Source organism: Stagnihabitans sp., assembly GCF_964946895.1.
The window spans coordinates 1-14,230 of the sequence record NZ_CBBQHX010000033.1; the positions used below are offsets into that span (position 1 = coordinate 1).

The following is a 14,230-nucleotide window of genomic DNA, read 5'->3' on the forward strand; positions in this document are numbered from 1 at the left end:
TGTTGTGACCGCCGCGGATGATCAGGTCCTTGGCGCGGCCGGTGATGAACAGATAGCCCTCGCTGTCGATCCGCCCCAGATCGCCGGTGCGCAGATAGCCCCCCTCGGCAAACAGGCCCGCGTTGCGCGACGGCTCCAGATAAGGTCCGCCGGGCAGGACACCGGGACCGCAGACGCAGATCTCGCCCACCTCGTCCACGCCACAGGGGCGCGCACCCTCGGCCTCGGCGGTCATGATCCGGACCCGGGTGTGGGGAAAGGGCAACCCGACAGAGCCGATCTTCTTGGTGCCTTCCGGCGGGTTTACCGCCACCAGACAGGTGCATTCCGTCAGGCCATAGCCTTCGATCACCTGCACCCCGGTTGCCCGTTCATACCGGCTGTAAAGTTCGACCGGCAGCGGAGAGGAGCCGGAAAAGGTGCCGCGCAGGGTGGCAATCCGCGCATTGACCGGGCGCTGCATCAAGGCCGACAGCGCTGTCGGCACGGCGATCAGATAGGTCACCCCATAGCGTTCGACCAGCTTCCACAGGTTGTCGAACACCCCTTCGCCCCGGTAGCCGGCCGGGGTCGGAAAGACCACATGCGCGCCCGAAGCGATCATCGACATCAGCGTCGGATAAGCCGCAAAGACATGGAACAACGGCAAGGGGCACATCACCACATCCGTCTCGCGAAACAACAGCTTGGCGCCGCACCAGCCATTATAGATCATGCCCGACACGCGGTGCTGCGCCACCTTGGGCAGACCCGTGGTGCCCCCGGTGTGAAAACAGGCGGCCACGCGGTCGGTGACCGGATCGTCGAAAGCCAGCGTGGCGGGCTGGCGCGACAGGCTTTGGGTGAAGTTCAGCACCTTGGCCTGATGCGCCACCGGATTTTTCGGCCGCAGCGCCCGCACGATCAGCGATTTGGGAAACGGCAGATAAGGCGCCAGATCCACCTCCAGCACCGTCGCCACCCCCGGAGCCTCGGCCAGCGCCTGCGCCACCTTTTGCGCCACATCGGCGCGCGGAAAGCTTTTCAGGGTGACGACAACCTTGGCTTTGGTCTCACGCAAGAGGGCGGCAATCTGGGCAGGCTCGAGCAAGGGGTTGATCGGGCAGACGATCCCGGCGATGGCCCCACCCAGCAGCGTCACCACCGCCTCAAGGCAATTGGGCAGGACATAGGCCACCCCATCCCCCGGCCCGACGCCCAGACTGCGCAACAGGTTGGCCGCTTGGCAGGCCTGCGCCAGCAGATCGGCCCAGGTCAGCGTCACAGCCTTGTCCTGCGGGCCAGAGGTCAGCTGGAACGTCACCGCCGGCCGCCCGCCATGGGCGGCAGCGGTGCGCGCCAGAAAGCCGTGGATCGTGCGCGGCAGATCAAGGCTCTCCCACGCCCCTTCGGCCTCGATCGCGATCAGATCCTCGCGCGTGCGGAATGTGGTCATGGTGTCCTCCCTCCTGTGCCCACTCTCGCGGGGGCTTTGGTGCAGGATGGGGGCAAAGCCGGGATTTGCCAAGCACCCGGTTGCAGGGCCAGCTTGCAGGCCGTCAAAGTTCCGCATTAGGGTTGCAGCTTGCGCCTGTCGCAGGCCCCGGGGCCAGCCCCGGACCCCGGAGTATTTGGGCAAGGAGCAAATGCAAGAGATCGACCTGACCCCGAACTGCACAGCCTGCGCCGCACTTTGCTGCGTGATGCTGCCCTTTGATGCCGGCGCGGATTTCGGCTTTGACAAGGCGGGCGGCGAGGTGTGCCGCCATCTGACCGGCCACCGCTGCGCCATCCACGCCACCCTGTCAACGGCAGGCTTCGGCGGCTGCGTGCGCTATGATTGCCTTGGGGCCGGCCAGCGCGTGGTGCAAGAGGTCTTTGCCGGCCGCAGCTGGCGGCAGGATGCCAGCCTTCTGGCCCCGATGGACGCGGCCTTCCGCGCCCTGCGCCGCCTGCACGAAGATCACGCCCTGCTGACCAGCGCCCCCCGCCTGCCCCTGACCGAGGCCGAAGAGGCCGAGCGTCAGCGCCTGCTGGCCGCGCTGAACATCGGCCAGACCGCGACCGAGGCCGGACTTGCCGCCTATGAGGCCGGGCCCCTGCCCCGCGCCGTCAAGGCCTTCATCGCCGGGCTTAAAGCGCGCCTGCGGCCCCGTCGGTGAATTGCAGCCGGGCCAGACGGGCATAAAGCCCGTTCTGCGCCACCAGCTCGTCATGGGTGCCGATCGCCACGATCCGCCCCTGATCCAGAACCACGATCCGGTTCGCCCGCTTCACCGTCGCCAGGCGGTGCGCCACCACAACAACCGTGCGGCCCTGCGCCAGCTTGTCGACCGCCTGCTGCACCAACCGCTCGCTTTCCGCATCCAGCGCCGAGGTCGCCTCGTCCAGCAGCAGGACCGGCGCATCGCGCAGGATGGCCCGCGCAATGGCAATGCGCTGGCGCTGACCGCCCGACAGCATCACGCCGCGCTCGCCAAGGAAGGTGTCATAGCCCAAGGGCAGGTCCATGATGAAGTCATGCGCGGCAGCGGCTTTGGCGGCAGCCTCGACCTCGTCATCGCTGGCCTCGGGGCGGCCGAAGCGGATGTTGTCGCGGGCCGAGGTGGCGAAGATCACCGAATCCTGCGGCACCAGCGCAAAGGCCTTGCGGAAGGCGTCGCGGTTCATGTCGCGCAGGTCGATGCCATCCAGCGTCACCCGGCCGGACACCGGGTCAAAGAAGCGCAACAGCAACTGGAACACGGTGGATTTGCCCGCGCCCGAGGGGCCGACCAGCGCCACGGTTTCCCCCGGCGCAATCGTCAGCGTGACGCCGTCCAGCGCGGGCGCATCGGGGCGCGTGGGGTAGAAGAAGCGCACGTCCTCCAGCGCAATCGCCCCGCGCACGGGCTGCGCCAGCGCCGTGGGGGCGGCCGGGTCCTGCACCGGATCGACGGCGTTCAGCATCTCGACCAGCCGCTCGGTGGCGCCCGCCGCGCGCTGCAACTCGCCCCAGATTTCCGACAGGGCGCCGACGGCACCCGCCACCAGCACCGCGTAGATCACGAACTGCACCAGCTCGCCCGGCGTCATCACCCCGGCGCGCACATCATGCGCCCCAATCCACAACACCCCAACCACACCGGCAAAGGCCAGAAACATCACGACAAAGGTCATCACCGACCGCAGGCCGATCCGGTTCAGCGCCGAACCGAAGCCCTTTTCGGTGACCGCAGCGAATTCCCCCTGCGTCACGCCGACATGGGTGAAGGCCTGTACGATCTGCACCGCCGTCAGCGCCTCGGACGCCTTGCCAGAGGATTGCGCGATCCAGTCCTGATTTTCCTTGGACGAGGCGCGCAGACGCCGCCCCAGAACCACGATCGGAACGACGATCCCCGGCACGATCAGCATCACCAGCAGCGTCAGCTTGGCCGAGGTCAGCATCAGCAAGACCAGCCCGCCGATCAGCGTCAGAAGGTTGCGCATCGCGACCGAGACAGAGGACCCCAGCACCGACAGGATCAGCGTCGTGTCGGTTGTGATCCGGCTCAGCACCTCGCCGGACATGATCCGCTCGAAATAGGCCGGGCTCATCCCGATGACCTTGTCGAACAGGGCCCGGCGGATGTCGGCCACCACGCGCTCGCCCAGGCGGGTCACGAAATAATACCGCACCCCGGTCCCCACGGCCAGGATCACCGCCACCAGCATGGCACCGCCGAAATACTGGTCCAGCATTGCGGCGCGTTCCACGCCAAAACCGTCGATCACCCGGCGCACCGCCATCGGCAGGATCAGGCTGACCGAGGCGGTCAGCACCAGCGCCACGCCCGCGATCCCGATCATCACCCGATAGGGCGCCAGAAACGGCTTCAGCCCCGCCAAAGCCCCGACCTTGCGCGATTTCGCCCGGTCCTGCGTATCAAGATGCGCCATGAAATGCTCCAGTTCGTCGGGGGTTTCCTTATGCTTGCCAACGAAGACAGGCAAGCGCCCCTTCCTTCACGACGGCGTTTGCGGTTAGTTTGCCCCATGCGTCATTTTACCCTTCCCGACGGAACCCGCCTCGCCTTCGCCGATCAGGGCGAGGGCACGCCGATCCTTTGCCTGCCGGGCCTGACCCGGACCATGGCAGACTTCACCTATGCCAAGCCGCATCTGACCGGCCGCATCATCCGCATGGACTATCGCGGGCGCGGCGGCAGCAGTTGGACCGGGGCCGCAACCTACACCGTGCTGCAGGAAGCGCAGGATGCCCTGGCCCTGATGAACCACCTTGGCATCGGTCATTTCGCCGTGCTGGGCACCTCGCGCGGGGGGCTGATCGGCATGCTTTTGGCCCATATGGCCAAGCCGCGCCTGTTGGGCCTGTGCCTGAACGACATCGGCCCGGTGATCGAACGCGCCGGGCTGGAGCGGATCGCCGATTACGTGGGCCGCGCCCCCTCCGCCAAGACGTTTGCCGCATTTGCCGAGGGTCTGCAGCGCCATTCCCCCGGCTTCGCCGATGTCCCCGCCAGCCGCTGGCTGGAGGAGGCACAAAAACACGCCAAGCCCGCCGCCGATGGGTTGCAGATCACCTATGACCCCGCTCTGCGCGACAGTTTCACCGCCGCGATGCAGGCCCCCGCTGCCGATGCCTGGCCGCTGTTTGACGCCTGCGCCGGCCTGCCGATGGCGGTGATCCGCGGCGCCAACTCGGACCTTCTCAGCCGCGCAACGGTGCAGGAGATGGCGCGCCGCCACCCCGGCCTGATCGTGGCCGAGGTGCCCAACCGCGCCCACGTGCCCTTCCTCGACGAAGCCGAAAGCATCGCCGCCCTCGCCGCGTTTCAAGGTACCCTGCCATGACTGACGTTGCCCCGACCGATCTTGCCCCGACCGATCTTGCCCCAACCGACCTCGCCCGAACCGACCTCGCGATGATCCGCGCCGCAGCCCTGCGCCTTGCCGGCCATGCGCGCCGCACGCCTCTGCTCAACGCGCCCCTGCTTGACCGCCTCGCCGGGCGTCGCATCTTCGTCAAGGCCGAGTGTCTGCAATGGACCGGCAGCTTCAAGTTCCGCGGCGCATGGTCGGCCCTGACCGCCCTGACGCCGCAGGCGCGGGCCAAGGGCGTGATCGCCTTCTCCTCGGGCAACCATGCCCAGGGGGTGGCCCATGCCGCAGCCCTGCTGGGGGCGCCCGCCGTCATCGTGATGCCCGCCGACGCTCCGGCGGTTAAGATTGCCAACACAAGGGCTTACGGGGCGGAAGTGATCCTCTATGACCGCGCCACCGAGGACCGCGACGCCCTCGGGCTGGCCTTGGCAAAGGCGCGCGGCCTGACCCTGATCCGGCCCTATGACGAACCCCTCGTCATCGCCGGCCAAGGCACCACCGGGCTAGAGATCGTCGAGCAGGCCGCAGCAGCCGGCATTCGCGCGGCGGATGTGATCACCTGTTGCGGCGGCGGCGGCCTGACGGCTGGCATCGCCCTCGCCCTCGAACCCCATCCGCAGTTCCGCACCCGCCCGGCTGAGCCCGCGGGCTTTGATGACACCGCCCGCTCCCTCGCCGCAGGCATGGTGCAGCGCAACCCCGCGCTGTCCGGCTCGATCTGCGACGCCATCGTGACGCCAGAGCCCGGCAAGATCACCTTCCCCATCCTGCAGCGCCTGTGCGGTCCGGGCCTTGTGGTCAGCGATGATGAAGCCCTGCGCGCCATGGCGCTGGCCTTCAGCCACCTGCGCCTTGTGATCGAACCGGGCGGCGCCGTGGCGCTTGCGGCGGCCCTCTTCCGGCAGGACCTGCCAGACACGGTGATCTGCACCGCATCCGGCGGCAATGTCGACCCAGAGGTCTTCCGCCAAGCTCTGGCCTTCGCCTGAGCGCTTGTGTTTATCCAACATATCCATGGGCGAAACGCCCATGCTATCGTAATCTGATGCAGTTATCGAACAATGCTGGTCTACCTGCCCGATCTTCGCCTGAACGCCCGGCTTGACGGCCCCACAGCCGCCCCGCCGCTGGTCTTCAGCCATGCGCTTGGCACGAACCTAAGCCTGTGGGACGGCGTGCTGCCGCATCTGCCGGGCTATCGTACCCTGACCTACGACCACCGTGGCCACGGCCTGTCCGACGTGCCCGCCGCCCCCTATGCGATGGGCGCCCTGATCCGCGACGCCGAACGGCTGATGGATCATTTCGAGATCAAGGACGCGGTCTTCATCGGCGTCTCGCTGGGCGGCATGGTGGCGCAGGGGCTGGCGGTCAAGCGGCTGGACCTTGTGCGCGGGCTCGTGCTGTCCAACACCGCCGCCAAGATCGGCTCGGCCGAGATGTGGGCGGCGCGGACCGCGCAGATCCGCAGCGACGGGATGGCGGCCTATGCCCCCGCCGCCCTGCAACGCCAGTTGGGCCCGCGCTGGCAGGACAGCCCCCATATGCCCTACCTGCGCGATCTGATCACCGCCACCGACCCCGAGGGCTGGGCCGGCTGCGCCGCAGCCATCGGCGGCACCGATTTCTACACCACGACCGCCAGCCTGCGCCTGCCCACCCTTGTCGTGGCCGGACCCAACGATGGCACCACCCCGCCCGACCTTGTGCGCGAAACGGCCGCGCTGATCCCCGGCCACCGCTTCCACCTGATGCGCGGCACGGGCCATTTTCCGATGGTGGAAAAGCCTGTCGAATTCGCGGCACTGCTGCGCGCCTTCCTGTCCGAGATCGGCCACGTCTGAGGTCGGCCTGCTGGGCCGGCCGCCGGGAGGGTTTCACACCCTCCCGGACCCTCCCGTGGGATATTTGTCGAAGGCGAAAGGAAAGCAGGCGCTCCTTTCAACCTGCGGAAAACCTCCGGCGGCGACGCGGAGCCGAGGGCAGCACCCCTTTGCGACATTTGACGTCGCGGGCGGCCATATCTTTGGCTGGCGCCCTTTTAGGCTGAGGGAAAAGGGAGGCCTGGCCATGAAGCTCAAGGATCTGGAGATTTTCGTCGTAGCCCCCCCGGCACCGGGCTGGGGCGGGCGCTATTGGATCTTCCCCAAGGTCACCACCGATGACGGGATCGTCGGCTATGGCGAGTGCTACGCCTCGACCGTCGGCCCCAAGGCGATGATTGCGGTCATCGAGGATGTCTTTGAACGCCACATGCAGGGGACCAGCCCCGAGGATGTGGAGCTGATGTATCGCCGGGTCTACTCCTCGGGCTTCACGCAGCGGCCCGATCCGACCGTGATGGGCGCGTTTTCGGGGCTGGAGATTGCCTGCTGGGATATCCTGGGCAAGGCGCGCAACCGGCCGGTCTGGGCGCTTCTGGGCGGCAAGATGAACCAGCGGGTGCGGTCCTACACCTATCTTTACCCCGAACCCGGCGAGGATGCCGCCGAATTCTGGGTCAATCCCGACATGACCGCGCAGGCGGCGGCGCGGGCGGTCAGCCAAGGCTTCACGGCCGTCAAGTTCGACCCGGCAGGCCCCTATACCATCCGCGGCGGCCATGAACCGGCGATGAGCGACATCACCCGCTCGGTCGAGTTCTGCAAGAAGATCCGCGAGGCCGTGGGCGACAAGGCGGACCTTCTGTTCGGCACCCATGGCCAGTTCACCACGCCGGGCGCCATCCGGATGGGCCGGGAACTCGAACCCTACAACCCGCTCTGGTACGAAGAGCCGATCCCGCCGGACAACATTCTGGAATTCGCCGAGGTGGCGCGGCATGTCCGCATCCCCTTGGCCACCGGGGAACGCCTGACCACCAAGACCGAATTCGGCACCCTGCTGCGGGCCGGCGGCGTCAAGATCCTGCAGCCCGCCTTGGGGCGCCTTGGCGGCATCATGGAGGCCAAGAAGCTGTCCGCCATCGCGGAAATCTTCAACGCCGAAATGGCCCCGCATCTTTATGCCGGTCCGGTGGAATGGGCGGCCAATATCCACCTGTCCGTATCGATCCCCAACCTCTTGATGGCCGAAACCATCCAGAAGGGCGGTGACTTCCACCTCGCCCTGATCAAGCACACCCTGCAGTGGGAGGACGGCTATATCCTGCCCCCCGAAGCCCCCGGCCTTGGCATCGACTTTGACGAGGACCTAGCCCGCGCCCATCCCTTCACCGGCAACGGCCTGCACCTGCAGATGCAGGAGGCACCCTGCGATTACCGGCACGGCAACCGCTTCGAAGGCGGCGCGCCGGCGCCCTCCAAATAGACTTGGGCAAGTGACTTGCCCCGACCCTGCCCCGGTGGCAGGGTCGGCCAAACTTCAGGAGAGACCAATGACGAAAGTGGCAGTGATCACGGCGGGCGGTTCCGGCATGGGGGCAGCCGCGGCCAAACGGCTGGCGGCAGACGGTTACAAGGTTGCCATCCTGTCCTCCTCCGGCAAGGGCGAGGCACTGGCTGCTGAACTGGGCGGCATCGGTGTGACCGGCTCGAACCAATCGAATGACGACATCAAGCGGCTGGTCGATGCCACCCTGGCCGCCCATGGCCGGATCGACGTGCTGGTGAATTCGGCCGGCCACGGCCCCCGCGCAGCGATTCTCGACATCACCGACGAGGATTGGCACAAGGGGATGGAGGTTTACCTGCTGCCGATCATCCGCACCACAAGGCTGATCGCCCCGATCATGGTGGCGCAAGGCGGTGGGGCCATCATCAACATCTCCACGGCCTGGGCCTTCGAACCCTCGGCGATGTTCCCGACCTCCGCCGTCTTCCGCGCCGGATTGGCCAGCTATACCAAGATCTTCGCCGACGACTTTGCCCCGAAAAACGTGCGGATGAACAACATCCTGCCCGGCTGGATCGACAGCCTGCCCGCCACCGACGCCCGCCGCCAATCGGTGCCGATGGGCCGCTACGGCACGTCAGAGGAAATCGCCGCCACCGTGGCCTTCCTCGCCTCGGACGGGGCCGGCTACATCACGGGCCAGAACCTGCGCGTCGATGGCGGCATCACGCGCTCGGTCTAAGGCCAAATGACTGACCTTGTCCTTTCCGGATGGGGGGCCTAGCTTACCCTTCCCCCCATTCGGAGCCTCCCCATGACCACGCCCTATATCCCCCCGAAAGTCTGGACCTGGGATCAGTCCAACGGCGGCCAGTTCGCCAACATCAACCGTCCCATCGCTGGTGCCACCCATGACAAGGTCCTGCCGCGGGGCCAGCATCCGTTCCAGCTTTACTCCTTGGCCACGCCGAACGGCGTCAAGGTCACCATCCTGTTCGAGGAACTGCTGGAGGCCGGCCACAACGCCGAATACGACGCCTATACGATCAGCATCTCCAAGGGGGATCAGTTCGGCTCGGACTTTGTGGCGATCAATCCCAACTCGAAAATTCCGGCGCTGCTGGATCTGTCCGGCCCCGAACCCGTGCGGCTTTTTGAGTCCGGCTCGATCCTGATCCATCTGGCCGAGAAGTTCGGCGCTTTCCTGCCGGCCTCTGGCCCAGCGCGGACCGAGACGCTGAACTGGCTGATGTGGCAGATGGGGTCGGCGCCCTTCCTGGGCGGCGGCTTTGGCCATTTCTTCGCCTATGCCCCGGAAAAGATCGAATATGCCATCAACCGCTACGCGATGGAGACCAAGCGCCAGCTGGATGTGCTGGACCGTCACCTTGCCAGCCACGAATGGATGGCGGGCGCGTATTCCATCGCCGACATGGCGATCTGGCCGTGGTATGGCCAGATGGTTCTGGGCCGCAGCTATGCCAATTCGGCCGAGTTCCTGGACGTCGGCATCTACAAGAACCTCAAACGCTGGGCCGACGCGATCGAAGCGCGCCCGGCCGTGCGGCGCGGCCGCATCGTGAACAAGACCTACGGCGACCTGCCCCATCTGGCCGAGCGCCACTCGCCCGCCGATTTCGAAGGTCTGGTCTAAGACGGGCCCCAAGAAAAAGGGTGGCGCGACCGTCGCGCCACCCCGGTGATCTGCCGCGGTGCGGCGCTCAGTCGTCCGACCCGCCGTGGCTGCCCGACCCGCCGTGGCTGCCAGACCCGCCATGATCGCCATGTCCGCCATGGTCGCCAGACCCATCATGGCTGCCCGAGGTTGACCCCGCCGCCCCGCCGTTGCCCGACCCGCCGTTGCCCGACCCGCCGTTGCCCGATCCATCCGTGCCGTTGTCATCTGCGCCGTTGTCATCTGCGCCGTTGTCGTCGGACCCGTCGCTTCCTGCGACATCCCCCGTCGAACCGCCTGCGCCCGTCAGGCCGCCATGGTCATCCCCGGTATCTTCACCGGCCGTGCCCGTGCCAGAGCCATCCATGCCCGAGGTGTCTTCGCCTGCCACGTCATCGCTGCCGCTGCCGGCCACGGTATCGTTGCCCGCCGCGCGCAAGGCCGCACCGGAATGCGTGCCATGCCCCTTGGTGGTGCCCAAGGGCGTCGACGTGCCGGTCTTGCGGTCGACCGAAAAGCTTTGCGTGACGCCGTTGGCATCGGCGGTCACGATCACGCGTTTGCCGACATGGGCCACCTTCACATGGGTATAGCCCGCCGCCACATAGGCCTGCTCGACCGACAGATCGAAGCTTTTCGCCGCCACAGCACCGCCCCACATCAGGGCGACCGTTGCAAGAGTTGTGATCAGTTTCATGGTCTTTCCTTTTCCACTCGCTAAGCCAATCGTTCCGTCCCAAAGCCAGAATGCCGCAAAGCACCCGGTTCTCCCACGGACCAAAGGCGGGCCAAGTCGAGGGCAAATCGCGGTTTTTCTCAGACCTAGGTCGGCCCTTAAAATACGAAGCTTTGCGCGGTCAGCGTGATCAGCCCGCTCAGCACGATCTGCATGTCATCTGAAACCGAACCCGCCAGCCGCACCTCGACCAGCGTGGTTCCGGCCAGAGTGTTCTGCACATAGCGCACCTCCCCCACCGTCCCGGTGAAGGTGCCTTGCCCCAGAAAGCTGAAGGCGTCATCCGCGCCCCCCGCCACGGCATCAATGGCCGACAGGTCGATCACGTCGCTGCCAGCCTGAAACCCGTCGATCTCGTCCACGCCCCCCAAAGGCCCACTGTCGCTAAGGGCGGTATAGACGAACACATCCGCCCCGGCCCCGCCCGCCAGCGTATCGCCCTGCGCGCCGCCGATCAGCGTGTCATTGCCGCCGCCGCCGTTCAGCACATCGGCCCCGCCCGCCCCCGTCAGCGTGTTCGCGCCAGCGCCCCCGGTCAGAACATCGGCATAAAGCGTGCCCAGCAGCGCCTCGAACCCGAAGATTTTCAGCGTTCCGGCATCGGTAAAGGCCACACTGTCCGCCGCAAGGTCAACCTGAACACCGCCCGGATCGGTGATCCGCTCGAAACTCAACAGATCAATGCCCGTCCCGCCCACCAGCTTGTCATTGCCATAACCGACGCGCACCACGTCATTGCCCGCGCCGCCGTCCAACAGGTCATCGCCATCGCCGCCGGTCAGCGTGTCCTGCCCGAAGCCGCCATAGATCTTGTTGTTGCCCTCGCCGCCATTGATCTGGTCATTGCCGCCCAGACCGCGCAGCGTGTCATCGCCCGTGTCGCCGGTGATCAGGTTGTTCAGGCCATTGCCATAACCGACCAAGCCGCGCGACCCGCTCAGGAACAACTGCTCCAGCCCATCGCTCAGCCGGAAATCGACGGTGGCATAGACCTTGTCGAGCCCCCCTGTCAGATCGACAATCGCCACGTCCGAACGGTCAACGTGATAGACATCCGCCCCCGCCCCGCCCTTCACGATGCCCATCACCCGGCCCCCGGTCAGCCAAAAGGCATTGACGCCGTTGCCCAGGATCACGTCGCCCATCACGATGCCGCTGACCCGCACCACATCGTTGAAGGAATTCAGCGTGATGTTGCCCTCGATCCTGCCCGAGTTGAAGATGTTGGCCGATTGGGTGGCGCTGACATTGCCCTCGATCAGGCCGGCGTTGCGCAGCGTCAGCCCGCCCTGCACCGCAATCGCCGCCTGCTGATCCGAGGCGTTCAGCAGATTGCCGGTGTTGGTCAGCGTCACCATGCCGTTGCCGGTCACGCTGACCGTGGCCCCGCTGCCCGCCGTGCTCAACATGCCGGTGTTGTCGATCACCGCGCGCGAGGTCTGGTTCAACACCAGCGCCAGCGCCGAACCGACGCTGACCCCCAGCCCCTGAATGGCCCCGTCATTGGCGATGTTGATCTGCGAGGCCCCTGCCGCCGCCGAAAGACTGACCCCCTGCCCGCCGCTCAGCGCGCCGGCATTGTGCAGTGCGAAAAAGCCGGTGAAACTGCCGGTGATCGCCGAAAGATCAACCCCGCCGCTGACCACCGATCCGCTCTGTGCGATGGTGACGCTGGTGTTGGTCACCGCGTCCATCTCGATCCCGGCGGCGGTGGCCGAGGCCATCGCGCCATAGGAAATCAGCGTGGCGCTGTCCGCCATGACCACCGCCGACCCCACCGGGGCCAGGATCGACCCATCCGGCGCCACAAAGCCAATCTCGCCCGCCTCCAGCCTCTGGCCCGCCGTGGTGTTGGTCGAGATCACGAAAGAAGACATGTACCGCCCCGCACCGCCGCCAATCCATCCTTGGCCCTGGGCTCAGGGATCACATGGCTCTCCCTACCAAATCGTTGCCGCACCGCCCCAACTTCAAGGTTAAGCCCTTCGTTTTGCTTAAATTAAACCCCGCACTTGCGTCAAACAGGGCAGGAATTTGCCTCAACTGGGTCTGGCATTTGCCTCAAATCAGCGGCGATTCCCCCACGGACGCCCCCTGCCCTGGCGGCACACATCTGCGCCCCCCCTGCGCCCCCGGCCAAGCCGGTCCCGGCCGCAGCCCCAGCCGCAAAACCGCCCGCTCTGATACATCCCCGGCGCGCAAAACCTCCAAACCCCCTTGCCAAGCCCGCGCACTGACGCCATTCTAAGGGCGAGCCGTGGCGATGGCGTCGCCACTTTCCAGCTCTTGTCGTCCTGAACGCCGGGACCTTTCGGGGTCCAGAGCGGCCCCATGATGGGGTCAGTCATGACAGAACGTCCGCAACAATACCGGTTTCACCAAGGCGACCGGATCTTGCCCTTCGCATCGGAAGAATACGATGACCGCCTGCAAGGCCTGCGCGACCTGATGGAGATGCAGGGCATCGACGCCTGTGTCTTCACCTCGATGCATTCGATCGCCTACTATTCCGGCTTCCTCTACTGCTCCTTCGGCCGCCCCTACGGTCTGGTCGTCACGCCGACGCAATCGGTCACCATTTCCGCCGGCATCGACGCCGGCCAACCCTGGCGCCGCTGCCATGGGGACAACATCACCTACACCGACTGGGCGCGTGACAACTACTGGCGCGCCGTGGCATCCGTCACCGGCGAGGGCCGCGTCATCGGCTGCGAGGCGGATCACCTGACGCTGGTGCAGTCCGAAAAGCTGAACGCCTTCCTCAAGCCCAAGCGCGGCGTGGACATCTCCAAGGGTGCCATGGAACAGCGCATGACCAAATCGCCCGCTGAAATTGCCCTGATCCGCCATGGCGCCGCCGTCGCCGACGTCGGCGGTTTCGCCATCCACGAGGCGGTGAAACTGGGCCTGCGCGAGATCGACATCGCCATGGCCGGCCGCGATGCGATGGAGCTGGAAATCGCCAAGCGATTCCCCGACGCCGAATACCGCGACACCTGGGTCTGGTTCCAGTCCGGCATCAACACCGACGGCGCCCACAACCCGGTCACCTCGCGCAAGCTCAAGCGCGGCGACATCCTGTCGCTGAACACCTTCCCGATGATTTCCGGCTATTATACCGCCCTCGAACGCACGATGTTCGTGCAAGAGGTCGACCCCGCCTCGCGCCGGATCTGGGACATCAACGTCGCCGCCCACAAATACGGCATGAGCCTCTTGGTGCCGGGTGCCAAATGCTCCGAAGTCACCGCCAAGCTGAACACCTTCTTCGAGGAACACCAGGTCCTGCAATACCGGACCTTCGGCTACGGCCACTCCTTCGGCGTCCTGTCGCATTACTACGGCCGCGAAGCCGGCCTTGAACTGCGCGAGGATATCGACACCGTGCTGGAACCCGGCATGGTCATCTCGATGGAACCGATGCTGACCATCCCCGAAGGCCAACCGGGTGCCGGCGGCTACCGGGAACATGACATCCTGATCATCACCGAAGACGGCAACGAGGACATCACCAAGTACCCCTTCGGACCCGACTTCAACATCGTCGGCTAAGCCCCGTGGGGGCCGTCAGGCCCCCACGATTTTTCGGCGAAAAATCCCCTTATCACCCCCGAATTTTCGCAGAAAATTCGTCCTCAATC

At 66.0% G+C, this 14,230-nt stretch carries 12 protein-coding genes; 8 read left to right on the forward strand and 4 right to left on the reverse strand.

From position 1 onward, the window contains the following. The coding region (locus AC1Y2B_RS17810; protein ID WP_482254464.1) for an AMP-binding protein at positions 1-1,435 on the reverse strand (1,435 nt) is incomplete at its 3' end. A gap of 190 nt (positions 1,436-1,625) precedes the next feature. On the opposite strand from AC1Y2B_RS17810, the gene AC1Y2B_RS17815 reads away from it, so the two are divergent. Continuing rightward, the gene (locus AC1Y2B_RS17815) at positions 1,626-2,141 is read left to right on the forward strand and encodes a hypothetical protein (protein WP_482254465.1); all 516 of its coding nucleotides are present in this window, start codon (positions 1,626-1,628) and stop codon (positions 2,139-2,141) included. Here AC1Y2B_RS17815 and AC1Y2B_RS17820 read toward each other — a convergent pair. Continuing rightward, complete coding sequence (locus tag AC1Y2B_RS17820; RefSeq protein ID WP_482254507.1) at positions 2,113-3,900, reverse strand: ABC transporter transmembrane domain-containing protein; 1,788 nt, start codon at positions 3,898-3,900, stop codon at positions 2,113-2,115. The two genes, AC1Y2B_RS17815 and AC1Y2B_RS17820, sit on opposite strands and share 29 nt — an antisense overlap. 96 nt (positions 3,901-3,996) lie before the next feature. Here AC1Y2B_RS17820 and AC1Y2B_RS17825 point away from each other — a divergent pair, with 96 nt between their 5' ends. From AC1Y2B_RS17825 to yghU, 6 genes are all read left to right on the forward strand, one after another. Continuing rightward, entirely contained in the window at positions 3,997-4,815 is an 819-nt protein-coding gene (locus AC1Y2B_RS17825) for an alpha/beta fold hydrolase (protein WP_482254466.1), read from the forward strand. 71 nt (positions 4,816-4,886) lie between these two features. Then, positions 4,887-5,834, forward strand: coding sequence for a threonine ammonia-lyase (locus AC1Y2B_RS17830; RefSeq protein WP_482254508.1), 948 nt, complete (start codon positions 4,887-4,889; stop codon positions 5,832-5,834). A gap of 72 nt (positions 5,835-5,906) precedes the next feature. Further along, positions 5,907-6,689 (forward strand): 3-oxoadipate enol-lactonase, encoded by a 783-nt coding sequence (gene pcaD, locus AC1Y2B_RS17835; protein WP_482254467.1) that lies wholly within the window; start codon positions 5,907-5,909, stop codon positions 6,687-6,689. A 226-nt stretch (positions 6,690-6,915) separates the two neighbouring features. Beyond that, the gene (locus tag AC1Y2B_RS17840; protein WP_482254468.1) at positions 6,916-8,154 is read left to right on the forward strand and encodes a mandelate racemase/muconate lactonizing enzyme family protein; all 1,239 of its coding nucleotides are present in this window, start codon (positions 6,916-6,918) and stop codon (positions 8,152-8,154) included. 67 nt (positions 8,155-8,221) lie between these two features. Next, positions 8,222-8,920, forward strand: a complete 699-nt coding sequence (locus tag AC1Y2B_RS17845; protein ID WP_482254469.1) for an SDR family oxidoreductase — start codon at positions 8,222-8,224, stop codon at positions 8,918-8,920. 72 nt (positions 8,921-8,992) lie between these two features. Further along, complete coding sequence (gene yghU / locus AC1Y2B_RS17850; protein WP_482254470.1) at positions 8,993-9,832, forward strand: glutathione-dependent disulfide-bond oxidoreductase; 840 nt, start codon at positions 8,993-8,995, stop codon at positions 9,830-9,832. 67 nt (positions 9,833-9,899) lie between these two features. Here the strand turns inward: yghU and AC1Y2B_RS17855 are convergent, their stop codons facing one another. Together AC1Y2B_RS17855 and AC1Y2B_RS17860 are read right to left on the reverse strand one after the other, a co-directional pair. Next, the gene (locus AC1Y2B_RS17855) at positions 9,900-10,550 is read right to left on the reverse strand and encodes a hypothetical protein (protein ID WP_482254471.1); all 651 of its coding nucleotides are present in this window, start codon (positions 10,548-10,550) and stop codon (positions 9,900-9,902) included. Positions 10,551-10,687: 137 nt separating this feature from the next. After that, positions 10,688-12,466 carry a calcium-binding protein gene (locus tag AC1Y2B_RS17860; RefSeq protein WP_482254472.1) on the reverse strand — a complete coding sequence of 593 codons (1,779 nt, stop codon included), beginning with the start codon at positions 12,464-12,466 and terminating at the stop codon, positions 10,688-10,690. 469 nt (positions 12,467-12,935) lie between these two features. On the opposite strand from AC1Y2B_RS17860, the gene AC1Y2B_RS17865 reads away from it, so the two are divergent. Then, entirely contained in the window at positions 12,936-14,141 is a 1,206-nt protein-coding gene (locus AC1Y2B_RS17865; RefSeq protein WP_482254473.1) for an aminopeptidase P family protein, read from the forward strand. The last annotated feature ends 89 nt before the right edge of the window (positions 14,142-14,230 follow it).

Excerpts from the sequence above, each read along its gene's own strand:
- AC1Y2B_RS17830 (WP_482254508.1), top strand. The coding sequence starts at position 4,887 with ATGATCCGCGCCGCAGCCCTGCGCCTTGCCGGCCATGCGCGCCGCACG.
- AC1Y2B_RS17860 (WP_482254472.1), bottom strand. The coding sequence starts at position 12,466 with ATGTCTTCTTTCGTGATCTCGACCAACACCACGGCGGGCCAGAGGCTG.
- AC1Y2B_RS17825 (WP_482254466.1), top strand. The coding sequence starts at position 3,997 with ATGCGTCATTTTACCCTTCCCGACGGAACCCGCCTCGCCTTCGCCGAT.
- AC1Y2B_RS17845 (WP_482254469.1), top strand. The coding sequence starts at position 8,222 with ATGACGAAAGTGGCAGTGATCACGGCGGGCGGTTCCGGCATGGGGGCA.
- AC1Y2B_RS17815 (WP_482254465.1), top strand. The coding sequence starts at position 1,626 with ATGCAAGAGATCGACCTGACCCCGAACTGCACAGCCTGCGCCGCACTT.
- AC1Y2B_RS17865 (WP_482254473.1), top strand. The coding sequence starts at position 12,936 with ATGACAGAACGTCCGCAACAATACCGGTTTCACCAAGGCGACCGGATC.
- AC1Y2B_RS17820 (WP_482254507.1), bottom strand. The coding sequence starts at position 3,900 with ATGGCGCATCTTGATACGCAGGACCGGGCGAAATCGCGCAAGGTCGGG.
- AC1Y2B_RS17855 (WP_482254471.1), bottom strand. The coding sequence starts at position 10,550 with ATGAAACTGATCACAACTCTTGCAACGGTCGCCCTGATGTGGGGCGGT.
- AC1Y2B_RS17840 (WP_482254468.1), top strand. The coding sequence starts at position 6,916 with ATGAAGCTCAAGGATCTGGAGATTTTCGTCGTAGCCCCCCCGGCACCG.
- pcaD (WP_482254467.1), top strand. The coding sequence starts at position 5,907 with ATGCTGGTCTACCTGCCCGATCTTCGCCTGAACGCCCGGCTTGACGGC.
- yghU (WP_482254470.1), top strand. The coding sequence starts at position 8,993 with ATGACCACGCCCTATATCCCCCCGAAAGTCTGGACCTGGGATCAGTCC.